The organism is Kordiimonas laminariae (assembly GCF_023008165.1).
GTDB classification, from domain to species: Bacteria; Pseudomonadota; Alphaproteobacteria; order Sphingomonadales; family Kordiimonadaceae; genus Kordiimonas; species Kordiimonas laminariae.
Map to the genome: position 1 here is coordinate 22,538 of NZ_JAKQZA010000011.1, position 19,866 is coordinate 42,403.

Sequence of the window (19,866 nt, forward strand, 5' to 3'; positions counted from 1 at the left end):
TGTGTGAACGTGTTTATTCAATGCGGGCACACGATTGATGCGATATATACGGGAATGGAAAATGATTTTTCTGAACAAATTAAACGTTTGGCCCAGAAATTTAATATCCCCATACACTATAAACATCCGTCTACAGAAGAGCTGATAGCCTATGTAAACGAAGGCGTGGAAATGTTTTTTGTTGCGGAATATCCGTTCAAGATTCCGTCTATTGATATGTTGAAGTATGGTGTAAACTTACATACCAGCCTTCTGCCTGAAGGAAGAGGGCCAACACCTCTTCCGTATCTTATAAAAGATATACCCCATGCGGCAGGTCTTACTCTTCATAAGCTCTCTAGTATGTTTGATAGCGGTGATATTATTCTGCAACAGCCTATCAATCTATCATCATCAGAAACGTTAAATAGTTTGTCGATTAAAATGTATTTAGCTGCATCGATTCTCGTCGAGCAATTGTTAGGTGATTTGTCAACTTACTATGAACGTGCCGTTCCGCAAATACCTCAGCAAGGGTTAGCTGTGCCAGATCTAACGGAACGATTGATAGAATGGACCAGCAGCGGAAGAAATATTGCGGCTAAAATAAAGGCATTTGGTCATTTTGGTGTGATCGTTTTTTTTGCTGGAAAATACTGGCGTGTCACACATGCTGAAGTTGTTGAATGTGAAAATGGTGAACCACCGGGTACACTTATTTATAAATCCAACGATTTAGTTGCTATCACAATTGTGGATGGCTTTATTGTTATTCCAGTATCTGCTTTTTTCTCAATAGAATTAAACTGAGAGTACCTTTAGAACAGGTAGGCAAGAGCCGTAGCTCTTGCCAGATGAGGTTACTTTTTGAGAAATGTTTTTCTCATATATCCTATAATGTCTTTTACATCCTTTTCAGTGAGCTCTGGATTGCCGCCAAGCGGAGGCATCGCTAAGTCAGCATCCGGACGCTCAAGCCCTTCTGTTATGTTTTGAAACAGAATAGCGTCAGTTTTTTTCAAAGGGCTTTTCTTGGAAGTGAAATCTGGAATGCCTGGCATCGTTGGCTTTCCTTTTTCACCATGACACGCAATACAAGTTTCCTCATATCGTTCTTGACCATTAGTAAGATCAAGAGGCTTCTCTATATTGATTGCCGTATTTGAGGCGAGCAATAACATGGAAGTGGTAATCGTCGATAATGACATAATCTGCTCCCTACTTATTGCTGGCTCTGAGAAATGCTTCTATATCTCTAGCGACGTTGCCCGGGATATTTGCTCTAACACGCATGTGTGTTACGTCTACATGCCATTCCTCGTCGGAGTTATCTTTTACGCTCCGCATATTGTGGCAACGAGCACACGTTTTTGCCCAGGCCTTTGCACCTCTTGCGATTTGCTGTGGGTCCGGCTTTTTGGGCTTGGCCTTTGTTTGTGCTGCCCCAGCACTGCCCAGGCCTACAAGTGTAACCAGAGCGACTGCTGTCAGATAAGATATTGTTTTCCCATATTTACGCATAATGTTTCTCCTTTATACACTTAAAAGCCATAAGACATGAGTAACTGTAGACGAGTGTCATCTTCACGATGCTCTGCAAGATAACTTCGGAATTCCAAGCCAGTTTTGACGACCACTGAAGGCGTTGCCCAATAGTTCAGTCCCAGATTGAATCTCTTCTCGCTAAGCTCATCTTCCATTTCATGATCGCCTTCTGCAGTGAAGCGACCATAACGAACCACTGGTTCCAGTTTGTCGATAAATGTTGAATTGGTGAGGCCAGAAAGTCGGTAAGCAGCTTGTGCGTACCATGCTTCCCATTTGAGATCATTGATTGGTTCCGAAACACTAGCGTTGTTTGGTCCATCTCGTTCTAACTTAGCGTTGAGGTATTCACCGCGAATATCCCAGTTACCACGGGTATATGCAAAGTCGGCGCCCCAGAGGTTGTAGGGACGTGATGTTGAATTCGTTGGATCTTCACTTCCACCTTCTATCGATGCAGCAATTAAGCTTTCGCCATCGGCGTCTTCTTCAAGTACTTTGGCGGTAAGAAATGAAGCACCAATTTCAAATTCATCAACTGGGAAGAAGGCAAAGCGACCGCTAAGTCCCTTATTTGAGTTATCGTCTCGGCCAAATCCTTCAAGCTCTACCCCATCATGTCCGGTTCTTGGGCCATTGCCAATTGCGACGGAATAGGTGAAGAGTTTGTTACCTATAGGGACCCCGCCTCTAAGCATTAATCCAACCTCGCTAAGTGGTTGGATACCACCATGGCCGAAACCTGCAGGTGCATTGACAGCTCTGTTGATCCAGCTGGGGTGTAAACGTTCTTGAAATTGACCTACTGGACTAAGAAATTTACCTGCTACTAAAACAGCATTGTCATGTAGCAAGAAGTCCAATTGGCTATATTCGACATCAATTTCGGTTTCACCGGTATTGCTGGTGCTGATTTCCAACTCAGACTCAAATAAGATGAGATCCTTATATTGGAAGTGAAAGGCTGGATTGAATTTGCCGCTAGTGAAGGTATCTGAGTTTTCGCCGTTGCTTACTTCAATGCCAACGTCAGCGTAACCAGCGAGGTGCCAGCTACTTGGGCGAATTGTCTCTGATTTTTCTTCCAAGTAAGCAACTTTAGAATTAGCCTTTTTCGCTATCTTCTCGCCTTTTTCAGCCTTTTGTTCGGTTTTTTGAAGCTGTTGTTTTAGCTTCTCAATTTCCAATTCAAGTAACTTTAGCTTTTCCGCCAAAACTTCCGGATTTGCGTCTTGCGCAAAGGTGGGGGGTGTAAGTGCTACAGCGCTTACGGTGGTCATTAAAGACACAGCAACGCCCCAGTAAGAAAGAGCCTTCATAGCTTTTCTCCACAAAATACAATGATAAATAGGTGTTTTGTTTGAAAGGCTGTCGGCCCCGGCCTTGTGAGTTCAGGTTTCTAGATATTCACAGATTAGGAGGACAGGGCACAGAGCCTTAGCTCTGTGTTTTTGGGGGCGGTGAGAGAGTTTCAGGGAATATCGAATAGAGCCAAGGCTCTACAATTTTATCCAACATTTTTTTGGTTACAGGAGTTGGAATTGCAATAGTTTCAGGAAATAGAAAAAAGGACACTATATGAATAGTATCAAAAAGGTGAATACCTGCGAAATGCTCCTGTTCTGTCGAAAAGTGTCCACATACTCTTTCAGGCAATATTGTTTTACTGTCCGCTGAAGATGAAAGATCTAATAAATTAAATATATTGTCAGGAGAGCTAGTACAGACGACCTCTTCTGAGGAGCTAAATATATGTTCTTGCTCAACATACATAGCTTTTGAAGCCACAGAAATTGCGACAATCAATAAAATAAGCAGTATATGTTTAAGCAGGTCCAAATCTTTTCACTCCATAGAGGTACTATACAATAGTATAGCTGGGATAGCTTGATTTATGTCAAATTTAAAAAGGCTGTTCAAATCTAGTAAGTTCGGTATAGTACCAGCAGGTTTCTAGGTATTCACATCTTGATATGAAGGATGTGGAATGACTACCGCTATACGTATTGGGGAAGTTGCCGATAGAGTTGGCTTACCCCAGAAAACTATCCGATATTATGAAGATATAGGATTAGTGACTCCTCTTCGAAGTGACAATGGATTTCGTTATTTCCGTGAAAAAGATATTCAGACTTTAATGCTGATCAAAAGTGCTAGAGATTTTGGTTTTAGCATAGCGCAATGCAAAGATTTGCTTGGAATGTTAGATGGAGCAGAGCGCAGTAATGTCTTATTCAAAGAATTCACTATTGCTCATCTTAAACAGCTGGAAGATAAAATTAGGCGATTAACAACTGCCTATGAAAGATTACATGAAGTAGCAAATTCATGTTCTGATGATGAGGAAACGTCTTGTACCATTCTGGAGTTGATGGTGAAGGTACCCACAGAAGGAAATTTGAATAACATTCAGTCTGTTAATGACTTAAATCTCATATAGAGAACTACCAATACATCGCAGACGTCAGGCCCAAATTTTATAATGTTTGGGCCTATTCCATAAATAACTAATTTTGATTATAGCGTTCATCAATTCTATCGTGGCGTTCACGCACTTCAATCGGCCATTGGCTTTTGATATATGATAACACCGCCAATATTTCCTCGTCAGACAGAACATTATTGTATGCTGGCATATCTGTTTTATAGGCAGGGTTTTGGATCAATGCTCCGGGCCCATACTTCGTCATAGCAAACAACATTGCAGTTGGATGATGCCAGGTATGACCTGACGCATTGTGAGGGGGAGCGGGGAGCTTTCCATTAGGTTTTCTTTGTCGCCAGTTAGGTTGTCCCTCAAGCTGAACTCCATGACACGCCGCACATTGTGATGTGTATATTTTTTTACCAATAAGAACCGAGTTTCTGTTCTCAGGCTCTAATTTGTAATCTGGTTCAAGATCAGTCGCAGAAACGTCAAGGTAAGATAAACCAAAAAGTATTGTGGTAAGTATGACAACTTTATTTACAGACATTTTCCAATTTTCCTGCGCGACAATTAATACACTATTGCTGGTAAGTTAAAACTTCCTCCAACTGGAAGGGCAATAGATAAACTGCAATGCTAAACAGCATGATCTATCAGCAGATTGACGAACACATTATTGATGATGAAAAGGCAAAAAGATTTCTAGTTAGTTTGGTGCATTTCTCAATGTTATTGAAAAACGAATATGATCTAGTGGCTAGGTTACTAGTAGTTGGTATTGGCATGGAGGGTAACCTGTTGGTGGCTACTCTCTGTCAAGTCAAAGAGTAGCCACCAACAGGTCTTATAGTGAACTGTTCAATTATGAATATGCTCATAACATATTAAAAATAAATGATTTTATTTTAGTGAACATGATCTAATGTTTCATAAAGGATGCTTTCGAGTAAGTCGTTAAAATAGCAAAGAAATTTATTAAGCGCCTGTCATATGACAGGCGCTTTTTTCTTGCTTTTTTTCTATAAAATGATAAGAACATAAAGTGAACAAAGTGAGTTTAAAATGGATAGTGCACTTTATATAAAATCAAATTATTTAACCCTGGAAGATGTTGCGGTTCGTTCGGGGATTTCTGATGCGCGGTTGATTGAAATGATTGAAGCGGGGTGTTTACCGCACGCTGCATACAGACTTGAACAAACCTATGAGGTTTCATCAATTTTCGGGCAACATAACCACAGTGAAAGTAAAGGGTATTACCCTTATTCTCATGTGGAAAAAGCAGCAGCTCTCCTTGAAAAAAACAAGCCCTGGGATGAGTTGGCCATAGAAGAAAAAGAACGTTTTAGAAGTATTTATAAAGTGACGCTTGAGGAACACCGGGCTGCTGATTTTGGAATGGCTGAATATTTCAGAAAAGATGGTGAGGCTGGTGGAGAAGCTTTTGAGGCGTTTATCGCCAGTGAGTGGCAACACTATCTTGATGGTACATATGGTTTGTGTACAAAAACGGCTTCCGCGCGCGAAATTGCTTTAAAGGAAGTCATGATCGCAAAGATTAAATATCTGCTGATCAGCGAGGCATTTTCAGAAATAGAGCTTACTGAACTTGAGAAAGCTGTTGATACCCTGGACGCAGTATCTGCCGAGTTTGCACCTCATGAACGGGAGAGAAGCTCTCGTGGGCAGTATATCGATGCGGTTAGAGCAAAATACTTTCAGTAATATTTGCCAAATAAAAAATGCCGGTCACAAGTGTGCCGGCATTCAGTGCGAAGGAGCGAAATAGGGTTATTGATAAACCCGTCTGTTGCTTCTTCTGTTGTAGCTATAATCATCATCGTTATAGCTGTAGTTATAGTTCTGGTGGCTCAGGCGGCTCGCTAAGCCAACGTAATAATCGTTGCTATAGCGGTGGATTTGCCGAGTAATTTCACGACCTAAATCTCTTGCAGCTTCTTCCCGGATTTCTCTCGCCACATGGTTTTTATAATCAGGGCCAGATTTATAGAATAGCTCAGCAACACCGTTAGATGGATAATGGTTTGTTGGCTGCACACCACAGTTTGTTCTTGCTCTCAGGTCTCTACCATAGCTGAAGTTCTCGGCAGACCGGATACGAACATGGTCACGGTATGTGGCTTGGCCATCAATGCGAACACGGATATTATAGTTTGCATACGCTTCGCCTTTTTCTTTTACCTTTGTGTAGTAGGCTTTGTAGTGCGCTCCACACCGGCCACCTGTATAGCGGCGGCTCTTTTTGTATTTTTTATCTTTGCTATCCACATCAATAACACGGAAGTTTAAATCGTAATCCTGTAGGCGTGCGCGGATAACCATGTCAGCCTCTCTAGGGTGATCAACAAGGATCGCATAGCCGGGAAGACCGTAGCGCACTTTGTTGATGGTCTGCCCAGAAAAGGCAATACGCTTTGCACCACGTTTCCGGCTATCAAGGTTGATGTATACCTTAACAGGATGAGAATGCCTGAAAGCTGGATCATGTGGATTGATAGCTGGTGCTACTTCTGTGTAGCGCTCGTTGTAGTAATTACCGTTGCCGTCGTTTGCATGCGCAGGGGCTAAAGCGCCTGTTAGGGCTAAGGCTGCTATAGCTGCTGTCTTTTGTATGTTTGTCTCTAGGAACATTGTCCAACTCCTTCGCTGTTGTGAATCAACTATGCACAAACGAGGGTTGCCTGATCCTGAGGCGGATGTTCATAAAGCGTTCATTTTATGTGGAGCAGTTTTTACGCAATAAAAAAAGCGGGCTTAAGCCCGCTTTTTCTCGAAAACTTAACGGTGCTATATTGCGCCGTGGCAGTGTTTGAATTTCTTGCCAGAGCCGCATGGGCATGGATCGTTACGGCCAACGCCAGAGAAAACATCTGGTCCTGCGGCCGCTGCAGCACCCGCAGCGCCTGCCGCTGTTGGAGTTGCAAATGGTGCGCCTCCCATATCTCCGTGGCAGTGCTTGTATTTTTTACCTGAACCGCATGGGCAAGGTGCATTCCTTGGTACAGTACCTTCCCATGTGGAAGCGTCATTTGGATCAAAGCCAAAACCGGCTTGTTCCATTTCATTCTCACCAGTGATTGGATCTAGGTGCTGTTCATGCATTTCTGTTGGTGTTTGTGGTGCGAAATCTGGTGCTTCTGTTTGCGGCGCCATTTCAACGCGGGCAAGCAGCTGCACGGCACTTTCCCGTGTGTGGTAAAGAAGGCCTTCAAATAGATTGAAAGCTTCTGTTTTATATTCATTCAGCGGATCACGCTGACCGTAAGCACGTAGGCCAACACCTTGGCGAAGATGTTCCAGATTCTGAAGGTGTTCTTTCCATTCCTGATCTACTACCTGCAGAAGAAGGCTCTTTTCGATGCTGGACCAGATTTCCTTGCCGTAGCGTTCAACCTTATCTGTGTTTTGTGCAGTGGCGGCTTCTTCAAGGCGTTCAATGAGTGTACTATCATCAACACCTTCTTCTTTCGCCCATTCAAGAACAGATACGTTCTGAAGGCCAAGAATTGTTACAACATCTTCTTGTAGGCCTTCCATGTCCCACTGTTCAGGATAGGATTTTGGAGGAATACGTTTTTCTACAAGGTGATGTACAACATCAGCGCGCATATCCGTAAGTGTTTCAGCAACGTCTTCAGAATCCATAATCTCGCGGCGCTGATCATAAATAACCGTACGCTGGTCATTCATCACATCGTCGAACTTCACGAGGTTCTTACGGATATCATAGTTGCGTGCCTCAACCTTCTGCTGGGCTTTCTCAATCGCTTTATTGATCCATGGGTGAATAATCGCTTCACCTTCTTCAATACCAAGGCGAACCAACATGCTATCCATACGCTCAGGGCCAAAGATGCGCATCAGGTCGTCATGGAGGGATAAGAAGAATTTTGTGCGACCAGGATCACCCTGACGACCGGCACGGCCACGCAGTTGGTTATCAATACGGCGGCTTTCGTGACGCTCTGTCGCAATGATGTAAAGACCGCCAGCCTCTAGAACCTTTGTCTTTTCTTCAGCTACTTCCGCACGGATTTTTTCTTCAATCTTTGCGATCTGCGCTTCGTCTTCAATGCCTTGTGTTTCGTCTGCAATACGCATATCCGCATTACCGCCAAGCTGGATATCAGTACCACGGCCTGCCATGTTGGTTGCGATGGTTACAGCACCGAAACGGCCTGCTTGCCCAACGATGGAAGCTTCACGCTCGTGATGGCGCGCATTCAGTACTTCGTGCTTGATTTTTTTCTTCTTAAGGAAATCGGAAAGCACTTCTGATTTTTCAATAGAAACAGTACCAACAAGAACTGGCTGGCCGCGTTTCTGTGCATCTTCAATATCCTTGAGGATTGCATCAAACTTTTCTTTAGCTGTGCGGTAGAATTCGTCATGCTCGTCAACGCGAGCGATTGGTAGGTTGGTTGGAATTTCTACGACGCCGAGACGGTAAATATCGCCAAATTCTTCAGCCTCTGTTGCCGCTGTACCTGTCATACCTGCAAGTTTCGGATACATGCGGAAATAATTTTGGAATGTGATGGAAGCCAGTGTTTGGTTCTCTGGCTGGATTGCTACATTTTCTTTAGCTTCCAGCGCTTGGTGCAGGCCTCCAGAATAACGGCGGCCATCCATCATACGGCCTGTAAATTCATCAATGATGATAACCTTGCCGCCGTTCACGATATAGTCTGTATCGCGCTCAAACATGGTGTGGGCTTTAAGAGCCTGATCCATGTGGTGCACAACAGCTGTATTTTCGTAGTCGTAAAGGTTTTCAGACTTCAGCAGACCAGCATCAGCCAGCACTTTCTCAAGGCGCTCGGTACCTTCTTCTGTAAGGGAAACAGATTTAGACTTTTCGTCTTTTTCATAATCGGCTTCTTCAAGACCTTTCATGATCTCATTGATAGCCAGATAAAGCTCTGATTTATCTTCTGTTGGGCCAGAAATAATCAACGGTGTACGGGCTTCATCTACAAGGATGGAGTCCACCTCATCGACAATCGCGAATGCGAAATCGCGTTGCACCATCTCAGAACGGTAATATTTTGAGCTGTTATCTCGTAGGTAATCGAAACCAAATTCATTGTTCGTACCGTATGTGATGTCCGCAGCATAAGCCTCACGACGTTCATCATCGGACTTGTTTGGGATAATCACTCCTGTTGTCAGGCCAAGGAAGCCGTATACCTGAGACATGGTATCCGCGTCACGTTCTGCCAGATAGTCATTCACAGTAATAACGTGTACGCCGTTGCCTGGAAGAGCGTTCAGATAGGCCGCGAGTGTAGCAACAAGTGTTTTACCTTCACCTGTTTTCATCTCTGCGATGCTGCTGTCATTAAGCACCATACCGCCGATAAGCTGAACATCATAGTGGCGCTGGCCTAGTGTACGTTTAGCTGCTTCGCGAACTACGGCAAAGGCTTCGACAAGAAGATCGTCAAGTTTTGTACCAGCCTCCAGACGATCACGGAATTCTTGAGTTTTGGCTTTCAGCGCATCATCAGACAGTTGTTCCATTTCTGGCTCAAGTGCGTTGATGGCATCAACTTTTGGCTGCAGTTTAGCGAGATATCTATCATTCGCTGAACCAAAGAGTTTTTTCGCAATCTTGCCAAGTCCCAACATAAGTAAATTCCCGGTGCGTTCTTATTCTTTCATCCGCTTTTTTTGATTCAGTGCGAGCGACAAGAATAAGCACATAAAAACAGTAATTATAAAGAGCAGATAAAACTGCCGAATTAGACGCACAGATAAGTATCAGGCAAGGGTCTGTCAACTAATCACATGAATTACGCCTTAAAAAATGCCATTTGGCTCTTCATTATAGAAAACAGGCTAACTATAGTGGGGTGCAAACAGCGCCCACCCTTTTGCTTGGAAAGTGATTCAATATGTCCTCTTTGCCTCTTTCACCGCTTGCTCCGCAACAGTTTCCTCAGCTTAAAAATGTTGCAGGGGTTGAGCTTGGCGCTGTAGCTGCAGGGTTGCGCTATAAAGGGCGGCCAGACTTGCTTTTGATGCGCTTTAAAGAGGGTACAGCGGCGGCTGGTGTATTTACCAAAACCAAGATGCCTGCGGCACCAGTTGACTGGTCGAAATCTGCACTGAAAGCTACAAAAGGCACAGCTCGATTGTTGGTGGTGAACGCGGGAAATGCAAATGCATTTACGGGGGAAAAAGGTGCTGTCGCAACTCGAAAAACTGCTGAAATTGCCGCTGAAATTGAAGGCTGTGCTCCCGAAGAAGTGATGATAGCCTCAACGGGTGTTATCGGTGAAATACTGGATGTATCACCGTTTAAAAAATTTCTAACTCGTATCCATGGTGGTTTGTCTGCAAGTCTGTGGAAAGATGCCGCAAACGCTATTATGACAACAGATACTTTCCCTAAAGCTTGTAGCCGGATCACAGAAATTGAAGGCAAGCCGATTACCATTACAGGAATCGCTAAGGGGTCAGGCATGATCGCGCCAGATATGGCCACTATGCTTGGTTTTATATGCACAGATGCACCGATTACATCGGCCTGCTTGCAGGCTATTCTGGCTGAAACAACCGACAAAAGTTTCAACAGCATCACTGTGGATGGAGATACTTCTACAAATGATACCGTTTTAGCCTTTGCGACAGGGGCTGGTGCAGAAGGCGCTATTGATAATCCAGATGATCCGCGCCTCGATAATTTCCGAAAAATGTTTGCTGAGGTAATGATCGATCTGGCACAGCAAATCGTGAGGGATGGGGAAGGTGCAACTAAATTTATAACTATCACTGTGGAAGGTGCTGAAAATCAGATGGCTGCACACAAGATTGCGATGTCTGTTGCTAATAGCCCCCTTGTTAAAACCGCTGTTGCGGGTGAAGATCCAAATTGGGGGCGCTTGGTGATGGCAGTTGGAAAAGCAGGGGAAAAAGCTGATAGAGATCAACTGGCAATTTGGATAGGTAAGCAGCAAGTCGCTAAAAACGGTATGGTACTGCCTTCATATGAAGAAAGCGAAGCTGCTGCTCATATGCAAGGCGAACATATAGATTTTAAAATTAACGTGGGTATTGGTGAGGCTTCAGCTACTGTTTGGACATGTGACTTAACCAGCGGATACATCGCAATTAACGCAGATTATCGTAGCTAGGAGAAAGATTCCGGTACGGGCAAAAGCTGCTTGGTAGAAATTTCATCCTTTTAGTGATGCTTAAATAAGTTGTTGATTTTAATAGATAAGTATCTGGCACGCCCTTTGAATGATAGAGCGAGGGGATTGAGATTGTATAGTGCCGGAGAAGCTTATGCCTACTGTGAACCTAGAACTTCAGATGAAGTTTTTGAAAGAGCTCGATGAAGCGTTGGCTGATGCTCTGACCCGTTACGGTGATGACGGTGAAGAGAAAATTGCCGAACTAAAATATATGAAAAGTGAAGTTGGACGTGCCTGCCGTATCATTGCGGAACGGATGACTGATACATCTGACAAGCGTCCTGCTGCCGTCGCATACGGCCACGAAAAACACCGGGAAGCTGTTTTTTCATAATATAAAACTGCCAGTAGCGCACTGAACTTCAGGTGCGCTAGCTTTGGCCTTCTTCTGTGTTCGTGGCATTCTCTTCAGCAACTGTAGACACCTCACCAAATATAGTACCCATAGAATCTGTAAATGTGGTCAGCACACCAATTAGCGCAATTGCGATTAGGCCTATAATAAGGCCGTATTCAATGGCCGTAGCCCCCGATGTATCTTGTATCATTTTTCTCAAAGAACGAAAAAAACGTGCTTGTGCGTTATGCCACTTCATTTGCCTGACCTTTACCGTTACATAGGTATGAACCACCCTGCGCTTTAATTCTAAACAGGGGGTTAAAGCGTGTTTTTGATTAAAATTTGGACTTTTACCTATGAATGAATGCCCAGAGCCGCTCGTGAATGTAGATGCTGATCTGCCAACCGTTCTTGTTTCTGCTATAGCGCTTATTGATCCAGAAGGCCGTATCCTTATTGCGCAGCGACCGGAAGGCAAGTCTATGGCTGGCCTTTGGGAGTTTCCGGGCGGTAAGGTGGAAGAAGGTGAAATTCCCGAAGCGGCCCTTATTCGTGAATGTAAGGAAGAGCTGGATATTGATATTACAGCAGCGTGTTTGGCACCGTTTGCGTTTGCCTCACACACCTATGAAAAATTTCACCTTCTAATGCCGCTGTTTGTATGCCGCAAATGGGAAGGCCTTGTACGCCCAATGGAAGGCCAGCAAACCAAATGGGTTAAAATTCGGGAGCTTAAAGAGTATCCGATGCCACCAGCTGATCTACCGCTCCTTGCCATGCTCAGGGATTTCTTTTGAAGCATATAGAACTGGAAGCGCTGCTATGGGCTGATCCTACAGCTATGAAATTACTAGAGGCTGTTGCTAAGGTAGGCCCGAAGGGCGCTTATATTGGTGCGGGTTTTCTGAGAAATCGGGTTTGGGATAGTTTCTATGAGGATGGTAGAAGCTTTCCTGAAGCGGATATAGATGTCGTCTATTTTTGTGTGGAAGATGATAGCGCTGAGGCTGATTATGCCTGTGAGGCAGAATTGAATGCTTATATGCCGGGGTATGATTGGCAAGTACGTAATCAGGCACGCATGCATCATTTCCATGGCTATGAACCTTTTATATCACTTGAAGATGGCCTGAGACATTGGGCCGAGACTGCAACAACCGTAAGTGTACGATTGCACGAAAGTGAGCTGGATTTTCTTGCTCCCTTCGGGTTCGATGATTTGATGAATCATATCCTTAGGATAACACCAAGCATGAAAAGCCGGGATCCAGAAGGGTTTCAAATACGGCTTGATAAGAAAGGTTGGCTTAAACGCTGGCCTGATCTCCGAATTGTGTCAGGATAATTATATGAAAATTATATTTAAAAATAATGGTTTGATGCTGAGTATTCTACTGTATTCAATTTCATTGTTTTTGAATGGTTTTATAGTGGGTGAAGAAAGTTATCATGGAGCAGTGCTGCTGCTTTTTGGTTGGGCTGGAGTGGGGCTGGATTACCAATTCAGTTGGTTTGCTAATCCTTTGATTATATGTGCGTGGTGTATGAATGCTATGCCTAAAAAGGCTTTGATAGCCAGCTTCTTAGCGATCTGTTTGGCAATAAGCTTTTTATTTGTCGATACAGTTGTCCTTGATGAGGGAGGTGTGGTTCGAGGTCAAGTTACAGGTTATGGTGCAGGGTACTGGTTTTGGCTTCTAAGTATTTGTAGTTTCTTTTGCACTCAGTTTTATAACCTTAAAAAGCGAATTTTAATCTACCGCTTCAATATGATTGATAAGGTCAAAAGATTATTCCTTAGCAGGTGGTTTGCCGCCTGCCTTTAGGGCGTCAGCCAAGCTCATTTGCGCGCTGCCGGGTTTAAGTGGTTTTTGCTGGCTTTCGTGCGGGTGCCAGCCCGTAAGATAAAGAATCTGGAATGTTGCCCGTATGCGGCCATCAGGGTTTGAATGTTGTTCCTGATAAATCTCACAGGCTCGCATCATTACATCCCGGCGCAGGAAGTTCTTTGGTCTGTCAAAAAGGGCGTTTGCCTCGCCCATACCGCGCAGTTCCTGCATTAGCTTGAGAGGATGTTCGTAAGTTACGGTGATAGTATCCATATCGGTTACAGGTAATGCGAAGCCAGCGCGTTGAAGGAGACTTCCCACATCTTTCACTTCCGCAAAGGGAATAATCCGCGCGGATGCGCCACCCGTTATTTCTGCCTCTGCCGCAAGGAAACTATGTCTGAGTTCATGTAGGGTCGTACCACCAAACATGGAAGCTAGCAGAAGACCATCTGGTTTCAGGGCACGGTTTAACTGAATAAGAATTCCCGTTAGATCATTTGCCCAGTGAAAACAAAGGTTGGATGCGATCATATCATAGCTGTTTGCTTCAATAGGAAGCGGATCATCACTTAGGATAATATGTTCAGCGTCTCTGCCTGTAAGGCGTGCGAAATCGCCACCCAGATCAAGAATATTTTCAAATTTTCGGTTAATTTCCAGAAGCCTGTCACTCATACGGTCAGCAATTTCCGCTCGAAGGAAATCAAAATCCCCTTGCATGCCATTGCCGCGCATCCGGTTCTGGTGTTTGCGGCTGGTATCAAAAATCTGCATAGACGCGTTTTGCATAACGGGTTCCTGAAAATAAACTCTATACTGGTTGAAAGCCATCCTGGCTGTTACGGTCAAACCATAATGAAAGCAAGCAACTTTATCATACCAGAGACCATATCAAGCTTCTTTATGAAAGGGCTTGATTTTCTGCTGCCTCCTCGTTGCACTGGGTGCAATGTGAAAGTTGCGAACCATGGCTTTCTATGTAGTGAGTGCTGGCAAAATCTCCAGCCTCTTTCCGCACCTTTTTGTTCATGCTGTGCTTTATCATTTGAATTTGAGGCTGATGATGAAAGCCTATGTGCCAGTTGTGTTGCGTCACCACCTGACTTCGATTGGGCGCGTGCTGCTGTCCTTTATGAAAATTTAGGGCGTTCTTTGGTGCTGCAATTAAAGCATTCCGGCACCAGTGCGGTGGTGCCTGTTATGGCGCAGATGATGGCAACTGCGCTTATGGGGAGCGCATATGATGTCATTGTGCCTGTGCCTCTTCACAAAAGCCGCTTTGTTCAACGGCGCTTTAATCAATCAATCCTATTGGCCAAAGGCTTGGCAAAACATACCGGAAAGCCTATTGAAGCATTTGTGCTGGAGAAAAAACGAGCAACAGAGAGCCAAGGTGGTTTGAACAGAAAAGAACGGTTCAGGAATGTGGGTGGCGTTTTCAAAATACCCCCAGAGAAAAGAACTGCTATCGAAGGAAAGCGGGTGCTGCTTATAGATGATGTTCTTACAACAGGTGCGACAGCCTCATCATGCGCTAAGGCACTTAAAAAAGCGGGGGCATTAGAAGTTGGTGTAGTGGCGTTCGCCCGCGTTGGACAGCCAGTGAAGGGTTAACATCTCTGTGATAATTCGGTTGATATCCTGTGATAGCTCTTTAATTTAATTCGAACCCCACTTAAGTAAGGGCGAATGTGAGTAAAAAGGAGCCTGATGTGGCAAACGTAGTAATTTATAGTTCAAGCATGTGCCCATATTGCTTCCGTGCGAAAGCACTTTTGAAGCAAAAGGGTGTATCATTCAAAGAAATCAATGTGGACCTGAAGCCAAATGTGCGCGCAGAAATGCGTAAAAAAGCTGGCGGCGTGAACACTGTTCCCCAAATTTGGATTGGTGATACGCACGTTGGTGGTTGTGATGACCTTTATGCTCTAGAAGCAAAAGGCGCACTATCAACTATGCTGGCGTAAGAATAATGGTTCGTATAGGCCTCATTCAGTTGAATTCAGGCAATGAAGTTGCTCAGAATCTTGATATTATTGAGGCCTATATTCGCGAAGCGCATTCAGGTGGCGCTGAATTTATCTCAACACCTGAAACATCCCACTTGATGGAAATGAACCGGGATGCGGTTCTTTCGAAAGCTAAATCGGAATCTGAAGATGAGGGTGTTCGGCGATTTGCTGCTCTTGCAGGTGAACTAGGGATATGGCTGCATATTGGCTCCCTGATCATTAAGGTTGGCGCTGAAAAGCTTGCGAACCGTGCTTTTCTGTTTTCTCCTGCGGGCGATATCGCTGCACGTTATGATAAGCTGCATCTCTTTGATGTGGATTTGCCGGGTGGTGAAAGTTACCGTGAAAGCAGGCTTTATCAAGCTGGCGAAAAAGCAGTAGTCGCAGAAACATCTTTTGCGAAGCTTGGAATGAGCATTTGCTACGATCTTCGTTTCCCATACCTTTACCGAGATATGGCTGATAATGGTGCTAATATTCTCCTGATCCCCGCTGCCTTTACACAGAAAACCGGTGAAGCGCACTGGCATACACTTATGCAGGCGCGTGCGATTGAAACTGGCTGTTATGTGGTGGCGGCTGCGCAAACTGGTGTGCATGCAACAGGGCGTGGTACATACGGTCACAGCCTTGTAATAAACCCTTGGGGTGAAGTTTTAGCTGATGCTGGGACAGAAACCGGGGTGACACTCGTTGATATAGACCTTGCCAAAGTTGAAGAGACGCGCTTAATTATGCCGTCTCTGAAACATACAAGGACCTACGAGTTTTAAGGCACCATGATAGTTTTTGATCTGAAATGCGGTGAAGGCCATACGTTTGAGGCTTGGTTTAAATCATCTTCTGCTTATCAAGAGCAGAAAGAAATGGGCCTTGTAACTTGTCCGTTCTGCGATAGCGCTGAGATTACAAAAGCGCCTATGGCACCAAATGTCGCTGCAAAAAGTAACCAGAAAGCAGAAGTTCCTAAAGCACAAGAGCCACAAAACCATATGGCTGCGGGCGATAGTGGCGAGTTAAGTAAAATGGTTGCTGAGGCAGAGAAGTTTCTCACTGGTGTACGCCAGCATGTGGAAAAAAACTTTGAGGACGTTGGAAGTAATTTCGCTGAAGAAGCACGTAAGATCCATTACGGCGAATCTGAGGAACGCGGTATTTACGGCGAAAGCACCAAGGAAGAAACGGTTGAGCTGATGGATGAAGGTATCAACGTTCTGCCAATTCCTATGCCCAAGAAGGCGGATGCTTAACTAATGCCTGAGGCCGGTGTGGTTGTCGTTCTCAATGGCACATCCAGTTCAGGTAAGACAACGCTCGCAAAAGAACTTCAGAAGCAGTTTGATGATGTATATTTACACTGCACTAGTGATATGTTCTGGGACATGACACCTTATGGTATCCCCGCAAATTCCGTTAATTTCCCAAATCTCAAGAAAGCAATGGCACAGTCTATTCATGCGCTGGCAAGTACAGGGCACAATGTAATTGTTGATACGGTTTATCTTGGTGGAAAATCACATCAACAAATGCAGGAAACGCTGCGAGGCATAACCTTATTCACAGTGAAAGTTGAATGTGATTTGGCAGAGCTTAAGAGAAGAGAACAAGCTCGAGGTGATCGCCGGCCCGGCCTTGCTGAATCGCAGTTTCATACGGTGCATAATGGTATAGCTTATGATTTTTGCGTGAACACAACGAACGTTTCTGCACAGACATGTGCAGAGTATATAGTTATGCAGGTATCTGGTTGATAAGAACCATGTTAATTTCGGAATAATACTTATTTAATCGACTGCATCTGGGAACATGAAATTGCCCTATTGATTGTATATATACCAGTGATAAATTGGCGTTGCACAATTGATTGGGGTTAATTCAGTGTCATCAAATTCTCCGTATTCAGGGTATCCAGAAACTGCTTTCTGGAGCCCTTCAGTCGCTCATAAAAATCCACTTCAAATATGTGGGTTATGGCAGCCGAAGTTCAAAATTGAAAAACATCATAAAATTTCAACAGCTGGCTCCTGTTTTGCACAGCATATTGGTCGAGCTTTGAAGAAAAATGGTTATCAGTGGCTTGATAGTGAACCAGCGCCTTCGGGATATTCAGCTGAGGAGGCGAGAGTTGACAATTATGGGATATTCACTTTTCGAACAGGCAATATCTATACAGTTACACTGTTAAAACAGTGGGTAGAATGGGCAATTTCCAGACAGAAGCCTGATGAGCTTGAAATTTGGGAAGAAGAGAGTGGGCGATTTGTTGATCCATTTCGCCCGAACATTACGCCAGATGGTTTTGAATGCAAGGAAGACCTTTATAAGGCCCGTGAAGGTACGTTTTCTGCTATTCGTGAAACGCTTAAGCAGACAGATGTTTTTATTTTTACTTTGGGGCTGACCGAGGCTTGGATCAATAAAGAGACAGGCTTAGTATATCCCATGTGCCCTGGATCAATTGGTGGGGCATTTGATGAAAACAAACATGAGTTCGTAAACTACCAGTATCCTGAAATAAGGCCTGTTCTTAGGGAAGTAATGGCCATGATAAAAGGCGTAAATCCCGATATTCGCTTTTTACTGACAGTATCACCCGTACCACTTACTGCGACCGCATCTGGTAATCATATTTTGCCCGCAACAATCCATTCCAAATCTGTATTGCGAGCAGTTGCAGGTGACATGTGTGGTCACCGTAAAGATATAGATTATTTCCCATCATTTGAAATTATTTCAGCCTTTCCGTTCAAAGGTATGTTTTATCAACCCAATCAACGTAATGTAGCGCCAGAAGGTGTAGACTTCGTAATGAAGGCTTTTTTTGAAGGGCAAGCGACACTGGGCGATCAACATGAAGCTTCAAACGCCTTAGGGACAACCATGGATGAGCTGAATGAAGAAGTATGTGAAGAAGCACTTCTTGATGCATTTAATTCACAAACAACAGCTGAATTGAATGAAAAGGGGCAGAGTGTCTGTTTCATCGGTTCTTCTCATTTAGGGTCTATCAGACGCGCATGGCAAGATGGCCCTAAAGCTGCATTTAAACCAACCTTTTTTGGAGCCCCAGGTACAGGGGTTATGAAGCTTTCTTTGAAAGACAATCGAATTATTTCAGAAGATGAAGGCGTTCGCAAAAGCCTTCGTGTTACTTCAGGTGGACATGATGAGATTGATTTGAATGCATATGGCGCTTTTGTTCTTTATGGCCTTGGATTCCCTCTGAAAAGCTTGGCAAACTATATAAAAACCGCGCAAATTAATACTGCATTTACTGATGATGTTGCTATTCAGAGAAAACTAGAAGAGCGCTGCGTGTGGCATGTGGAAAACAATCCACTGGTGAAGCTGGCTTTATCTATTAGAGGTGTAAGCGATAAGCCCATTTTGGCGTTTTCCGCGCCTATGTGGTCTGTTTTGGAAGAACGCGCTAGTAGAGAAAAATATGCGGTAATTCTTGAAAGTGGCACATGCCTGTTGGATATCTATTGGCGCGTTCTGGAAGAACGGTTAGGTAATCAGGATATCCAGTTAATACGTCAACCAGATAATACTTTGGAAAACCCATATTTTACTAAGGAGAAGTTTAGTATGGGGTATCAAAATAATAATATTCGCGATTTTGGGCATATGAATGTGGCATATGGCGCTCTCGCCCTTCGCGAAATGATCCCGTCCATCCGTGATTTGTTGACAGAAAGTGGTTAGTTAAGGTGCTTAATCTGCTGTAACGGCCATTGCGTAATTTACTGCCACATCTCTGTCTGAAAGGCTCCATTTCTGCATAAATGGATTAAAGACAAAACCAGTAGGAGCCTTCGGAGCAAATCCTGCTTTTTCTGAAAATGCGGCTAGTTCCTTTGGTGTAATGAATTTGTTCCAGTCGTGTGCGCCAACAGGCAACCAGCGAAGGATATGCTCAGCGCCCACAATCGCGAATAAATATGCCTTTGCTGTGCGGTTGATGGTGCTGAGAAGCATGATGCCATCCGGCTTTAAAAGTTTACGGCAAGCGCTTAGGTAAATATCCACGTCTGCTACATGCTCGATAACTTCCATGTTAACGATAATATCAAACTGTTCTCCTGCTTCAGCTAAAGCTTCGGCAGTGTTGTTGCGGAAATCAATTTCAAGCCCACTTTGTTCGGCGTGCAGGCTGGCAGTTTTAATGTTTTTCTCAGAAGCATCGACGGCAACGACATCTGCACCCAGACGGCACATTGGTTCAGAAAGCAAGCCGCCGCCGCAGCCAATATCCAGAAGACGCAAGCCTTCAAATGGCTTTATGAGATTCGCTTCTAGATCGAAGTGTTTTTCCACTTCCTGACGGATAAAACCGATTCGGGCCGGGTTCAGGATATGAAGCGGTTTGAAGGGGCCTTTGGGGTCCCACCAACTATCAGCAATTTTTGCAAAAAACTCTACTTCGTCAAGATCAACTGTTGCGCCTTTTGCGGTTGATTCAGCAATATTATTGCTTTCTTCGTTCAGCATTTCTTGTGTTCCT

The 19,866-nt window shown here is 44.2% G+C and carries 24 protein-coding genes and 1 pseudogene; 15 read left to right on the forward strand and 10 right to left on the reverse strand.

What is annotated here, in order from left to right:
• The first annotated feature begins 54 nt into the window (after positions 1-54).
• Positions 55-789: a formyltransferase family protein gene (locus MF542_RS16795; RefSeq protein WP_247021607.1), complete on the forward strand. Its 735-nt coding sequence runs from the start codon at positions 55-57 to the stop codon at positions 787-789.
• Positions 790-839: 50 nt separating this feature from the next.
• Here MF542_RS16795 and MF542_RS16800 read toward each other — a convergent pair whose 3' ends face one another.
• From MF542_RS16800 to MF542_RS16815, 4 genes are all read right to left on the reverse strand, one after another.
• On the reverse strand, positions 840-1,187 hold the full coding sequence (locus MF542_RS16800; protein WP_247021609.1) for a c-type cytochrome: 348 nt from the start codon (positions 1,185-1,187) through the stop codon (positions 840-842).
• A 10-nt stretch (positions 1,188-1,197) separates the two neighbouring features.
• Positions 1,198-1,500 carry a hypothetical protein gene (locus MF542_RS16805; protein WP_247021611.1) on the reverse strand — a complete coding sequence of 101 codons (303 nt, stop codon included), beginning with the start codon at positions 1,498-1,500 and terminating at the stop codon, positions 1,198-1,200.
• Between the two features lie 20 nt (positions 1,501-1,520).
• Positions 1,521-2,843 carry a porin gene (locus tag MF542_RS16810; RefSeq protein WP_247021614.1) on the reverse strand — a complete coding sequence of 441 codons (1,323 nt, stop codon included), beginning with the start codon at positions 2,841-2,843 and terminating at the stop codon, positions 1,521-1,523.
• 118 nt (positions 2,844-2,961) lie between these two features.
• Positions 2,962-3,363 carry a hypothetical protein gene (locus MF542_RS16815; protein ID WP_247021616.1) on the reverse strand — a complete coding sequence of 134 codons (402 nt, stop codon included), beginning with the start codon at positions 3,361-3,363 and terminating at the stop codon, positions 2,962-2,964.
• A 148-nt stretch (positions 3,364-3,511) separates the two neighbouring features.
• Here MF542_RS16815 and MF542_RS16820 point away from each other — a divergent pair, with 148 nt between their 5' ends.
• The gene (locus MF542_RS16820) at positions 3,512-3,964 is read left to right on the forward strand and encodes a MerR family transcriptional regulator (protein WP_247021618.1); all 453 of its coding nucleotides are present in this window, start codon (positions 3,512-3,514) and stop codon (positions 3,962-3,964) included.
• Between the two features lie 67 nt (positions 3,965-4,031).
• Here MF542_RS16820 and MF542_RS16825 read toward each other — a convergent pair whose 3' ends face one another.
• A complete protein-coding gene (locus tag MF542_RS16825; protein ID WP_247021619.1) occupies positions 4,032-4,499 on the reverse strand; it encodes a c-type cytochrome in 468 nt (155 codons plus the stop codon).
• Between the two features lie 515 nt (positions 4,500-5,014).
• Between MF542_RS16825 and MF542_RS16830 the strand changes: the two genes are divergently transcribed.
• Positions 5,015-5,677 (forward strand): DUF6058 family natural product biosynthesis protein, encoded by a 663-nt coding sequence (locus tag MF542_RS16830; protein WP_247021621.1) that lies wholly within the window; start codon positions 5,015-5,017, stop codon positions 5,675-5,677.
• 66 nt (positions 5,678-5,743) lie between these two features.
• On the opposite strand, the gene MF542_RS16835 is transcribed toward MF542_RS16830, so the two are convergent.
• Both MF542_RS16835 and secA read right to left on the reverse strand, forming a co-directional pair.
• Positions 5,744-6,604, reverse strand: a complete 861-nt coding sequence (locus MF542_RS16835) for a hypothetical protein (RefSeq protein WP_247021623.1) — start codon at positions 6,602-6,604, stop codon at positions 5,744-5,746.
• 156 nt (positions 6,605-6,760) lie between these two features.
• Positions 6,761-9,604, reverse strand: a complete 2,844-nt coding sequence (gene secA / locus MF542_RS16840; RefSeq protein WP_247021625.1) for a preprotein translocase subunit SecA — start codon at positions 9,602-9,604, stop codon at positions 6,761-6,763.
• Positions 9,605-9,870: 266 nt separating this feature from the next.
• Between secA and argJ the strand changes: the two genes are divergently transcribed.
• Complete coding sequence (gene argJ / locus MF542_RS16845; protein ID WP_247021627.1) at positions 9,871-11,112, forward strand: bifunctional glutamate N-acetyltransferase/amino-acid acetyltransferase ArgJ; 1,242 nt, start codon at positions 9,871-9,873, stop codon at positions 11,110-11,112.
• 154 nt (positions 11,113-11,266) lie between these two features.
• Positions 11,267-11,509 carry a hypothetical protein gene (locus MF542_RS16850; RefSeq protein WP_247021629.1) on the forward strand — a complete coding sequence of 81 codons (243 nt, stop codon included), beginning with the start codon at positions 11,267-11,269 and terminating at the stop codon, positions 11,507-11,509.
• A 37-nt stretch (positions 11,510-11,546) separates the two neighbouring features.
• Here the strand turns inward: MF542_RS16850 and MF542_RS16855 are convergent, their stop codons facing one another.
• A complete protein-coding gene (locus MF542_RS16855) occupies positions 11,547-11,723 on the reverse strand; it encodes a Flp family type IVb pilin (RefSeq protein ID WP_247021631.1) in 177 nt (58 codons plus the stop codon).
• A 190-nt stretch (positions 11,724-11,913) separates the two neighbouring features.
• Between MF542_RS16855 and MF542_RS16860 the strand changes: the two genes are divergently transcribed.
• Genes MF542_RS16860 through MF542_RS16870 form a run of 3 tightly spaced genes read left to right on the forward strand, consistent with a single transcriptional unit; the run spans position 11,914 to position 13,341 of the window.
• Positions 11,914-12,312: a (deoxy)nucleoside triphosphate pyrophosphohydrolase gene (locus tag MF542_RS16860; protein WP_343265065.1), complete on the forward strand. Its 399-nt coding sequence runs from the start codon at positions 11,914-11,916 to the stop codon at positions 12,310-12,312.
• Positions 12,309-12,860 carry a nucleotidyltransferase family protein gene (locus MF542_RS16865; protein WP_247021635.1) on the forward strand — a complete coding sequence of 184 codons (552 nt, stop codon included), beginning with the start codon at positions 12,309-12,311 and terminating at the stop codon, positions 12,858-12,860. Before MF542_RS16860 ends, MF542_RS16865 begins: the two co-directional genes overlap by 4 nt.
• Positions 12,861-12,864: 4 nt before the next feature.
• Positions 12,865-13,341, forward strand: coding sequence for a hypothetical protein (locus tag MF542_RS16870; protein WP_247021637.1), 477 nt, complete (start codon positions 12,865-12,867; stop codon positions 13,339-13,341).
• Here MF542_RS16870 and MF542_RS16875 read toward each other — a convergent pair.
• The gene (locus MF542_RS16875; protein WP_247021639.1) at positions 13,306-14,136 is read right to left on the reverse strand and encodes a methyltransferase domain-containing protein; all 831 of its coding nucleotides are present in this window, start codon (positions 14,134-14,136) and stop codon (positions 13,306-13,308) included. The genes MF542_RS16870 and MF542_RS16875 overlap by 36 nt on opposite strands.
• A 114-nt stretch (positions 14,137-14,250) precedes the next feature.
• On the opposite strand from MF542_RS16875, the pseudogene MF542_RS17905 reads away from it, so the two are divergent.
• The 7 genes and pseudogenes from MF542_RS17905 to MF542_RS16905 form a co-directional block, all read left to right on the forward strand.
• Positions 14,251-14,424: pseudogene (locus MF542_RS17905) on the forward strand (double zinc ribbon domain-containing protein); the annotation flags it as partial.
• Between the two features lie 78 nt (positions 14,425-14,502).
• A complete protein-coding gene (locus tag MF542_RS16880) occupies positions 14,503-14,961 on the forward strand; it encodes a ComF family protein (protein ID WP_247021641.1) in 459 nt (152 codons plus the stop codon).
• A gap of 98 nt (positions 14,962-15,059) precedes the next feature.
• Positions 15,060-15,314, forward strand: coding sequence for a glutaredoxin 3 (grxC, locus tag MF542_RS16885; RefSeq protein ID WP_247021643.1), 255 nt, complete (start codon positions 15,060-15,062; stop codon positions 15,312-15,314).
• A 5-nt stretch (positions 15,315-15,319) separates the two neighbouring features.
• Complete coding sequence (locus tag MF542_RS16890) at positions 15,320-16,132, forward strand: carbon-nitrogen hydrolase family protein (protein ID WP_247021645.1); 813 nt, start codon at positions 15,320-15,322, stop codon at positions 16,130-16,132.
• 6 nt (positions 16,133-16,138) lie between these two features.
• Positions 16,139-16,609: a DUF1178 family protein gene (locus MF542_RS16895; RefSeq protein ID WP_247021647.1), complete on the forward strand. Its 471-nt coding sequence runs from the start codon at positions 16,139-16,141 to the stop codon at positions 16,607-16,609.
• Positions 16,610-16,612: 3 nt separating this feature from the next.
• Entirely contained in the window at positions 16,613-17,110 is a 498-nt protein-coding gene (locus MF542_RS16900) for a chloramphenicol phosphotransferase CPT family protein (RefSeq protein ID WP_247021649.1), read from the forward strand.
• A gap of 127 nt (positions 17,111-17,237) precedes the next feature.
• On the forward strand, positions 17,238-19,067 hold the full coding sequence (locus MF542_RS16905; RefSeq protein WP_247021651.1) for a GSCFA domain-containing protein: 1,830 nt from the start codon (positions 17,238-17,240) through the stop codon (positions 19,065-19,067).
• Positions 19,068-19,076: 9 nt separating this feature from the next.
• Here MF542_RS16905 and ubiG read toward each other — a convergent pair whose 3' ends face one another.
• Positions 19,077-19,853, reverse strand: a complete 777-nt coding sequence (gene ubiG, locus MF542_RS16910; RefSeq protein ID WP_247021653.1) for a bifunctional 2-polyprenyl-6-hydroxyphenol methylase/3-demethylubiquinol 3-O-methyltransferase UbiG — start codon at positions 19,851-19,853, stop codon at positions 19,077-19,079.
• Between the last annotated feature and the right edge of the window lie 13 nt (positions 19,854-19,866).

Excerpts from the sequence above, each read along its gene's own strand:
- MF542_RS16795 (WP_247021607.1), top strand. The coding sequence starts at position 55 with ATGGAAAATGATTTTTCTGAACAAATTAAACGTTTGGCCCAGAAATTT.
- MF542_RS16800 (WP_247021609.1), bottom strand. The coding sequence starts at position 1,187 with ATGTCATTATCGACGATTACCACTTCCATGTTATTGCTCGCCTCAAAT.
- MF542_RS16895 (WP_247021647.1), top strand. The coding sequence starts at position 16,139 with ATGATAGTTTTTGATCTGAAATGCGGTGAAGGCCATACGTTTGAGGCT.
- MF542_RS16900 (WP_247021649.1), top strand. The coding sequence starts at position 16,613 with ATGCCTGAGGCCGGTGTGGTTGTCGTTCTCAATGGCACATCCAGTTCA.
- secA (WP_247021625.1), bottom strand. The coding sequence starts at position 9,604 with ATGTTGGGACTTGGCAAGATTGCGAAAAAACTCTTTGGTTCAGCGAAT.
- argJ (WP_247021627.1), top strand. The coding sequence starts at position 9,871 with ATGTCCTCTTTGCCTCTTTCACCGCTTGCTCCGCAACAGTTTCCTCAG.
- MF542_RS16820 (WP_247021618.1), top strand. The coding sequence starts at position 3,512 with ATGACTACCGCTATACGTATTGGGGAAGTTGCCGATAGAGTTGGCTTA.
- MF542_RS16890 (WP_247021645.1), top strand. The coding sequence starts at position 15,320 with ATGGTTCGTATAGGCCTCATTCAGTTGAATTCAGGCAATGAAGTTGCT.
- MF542_RS16810 (WP_247021614.1), bottom strand. The coding sequence starts at position 2,843 with ATGAAGGCTCTTTCTTACTGGGGCGTTGCTGTGTCTTTAATGACCACC.
- MF542_RS16830 (WP_247021621.1), top strand. The coding sequence starts at position 5,015 with ATGGATAGTGCACTTTATATAAAATCAAATTATTTAACCCTGGAAGAT.
- ubiG (WP_247021653.1), bottom strand. The coding sequence starts at position 19,853 with ATGCTGAACGAAGAAAGCAATAATATTGCTGAATCAACCGCAAAAGGC.
- MF542_RS16850 (WP_247021629.1), top strand. The coding sequence starts at position 11,267 with ATGCCTACTGTGAACCTAGAACTTCAGATGAAGTTTTTGAAAGAGCTC.
- MF542_RS16855 (WP_247021631.1), bottom strand. The coding sequence starts at position 11,723 with ATGATACAAGATACATCGGGGGCTACGGCCATTGAATACGGCCTTATT.
- MF542_RS16870 (WP_247021637.1), top strand. The coding sequence starts at position 12,865 with ATGAAAATTATATTTAAAAATAATGGTTTGATGCTGAGTATTCTACTG.
- MF542_RS16835 (WP_247021623.1), bottom strand. The coding sequence starts at position 6,604 with ATGTTCCTAGAGACAAACATACAAAAGACAGCAGCTATAGCAGCCTTA.
- MF542_RS16805 (WP_247021611.1), bottom strand. The coding sequence starts at position 1,500 with ATGCGTAAATATGGGAAAACAATATCTTATCTGACAGCAGTCGCTCTG.
- MF542_RS16825 (WP_247021619.1), bottom strand. The coding sequence starts at position 4,499 with ATGTCTGTAAATAAAGTTGTCATACTTACCACAATACTTTTTGGTTTA.
- MF542_RS16875 (WP_247021639.1), bottom strand. The coding sequence starts at position 14,136 with ATGCAAAACGCGTCTATGCAGATTTTTGATACCAGCCGCAAACACCAG.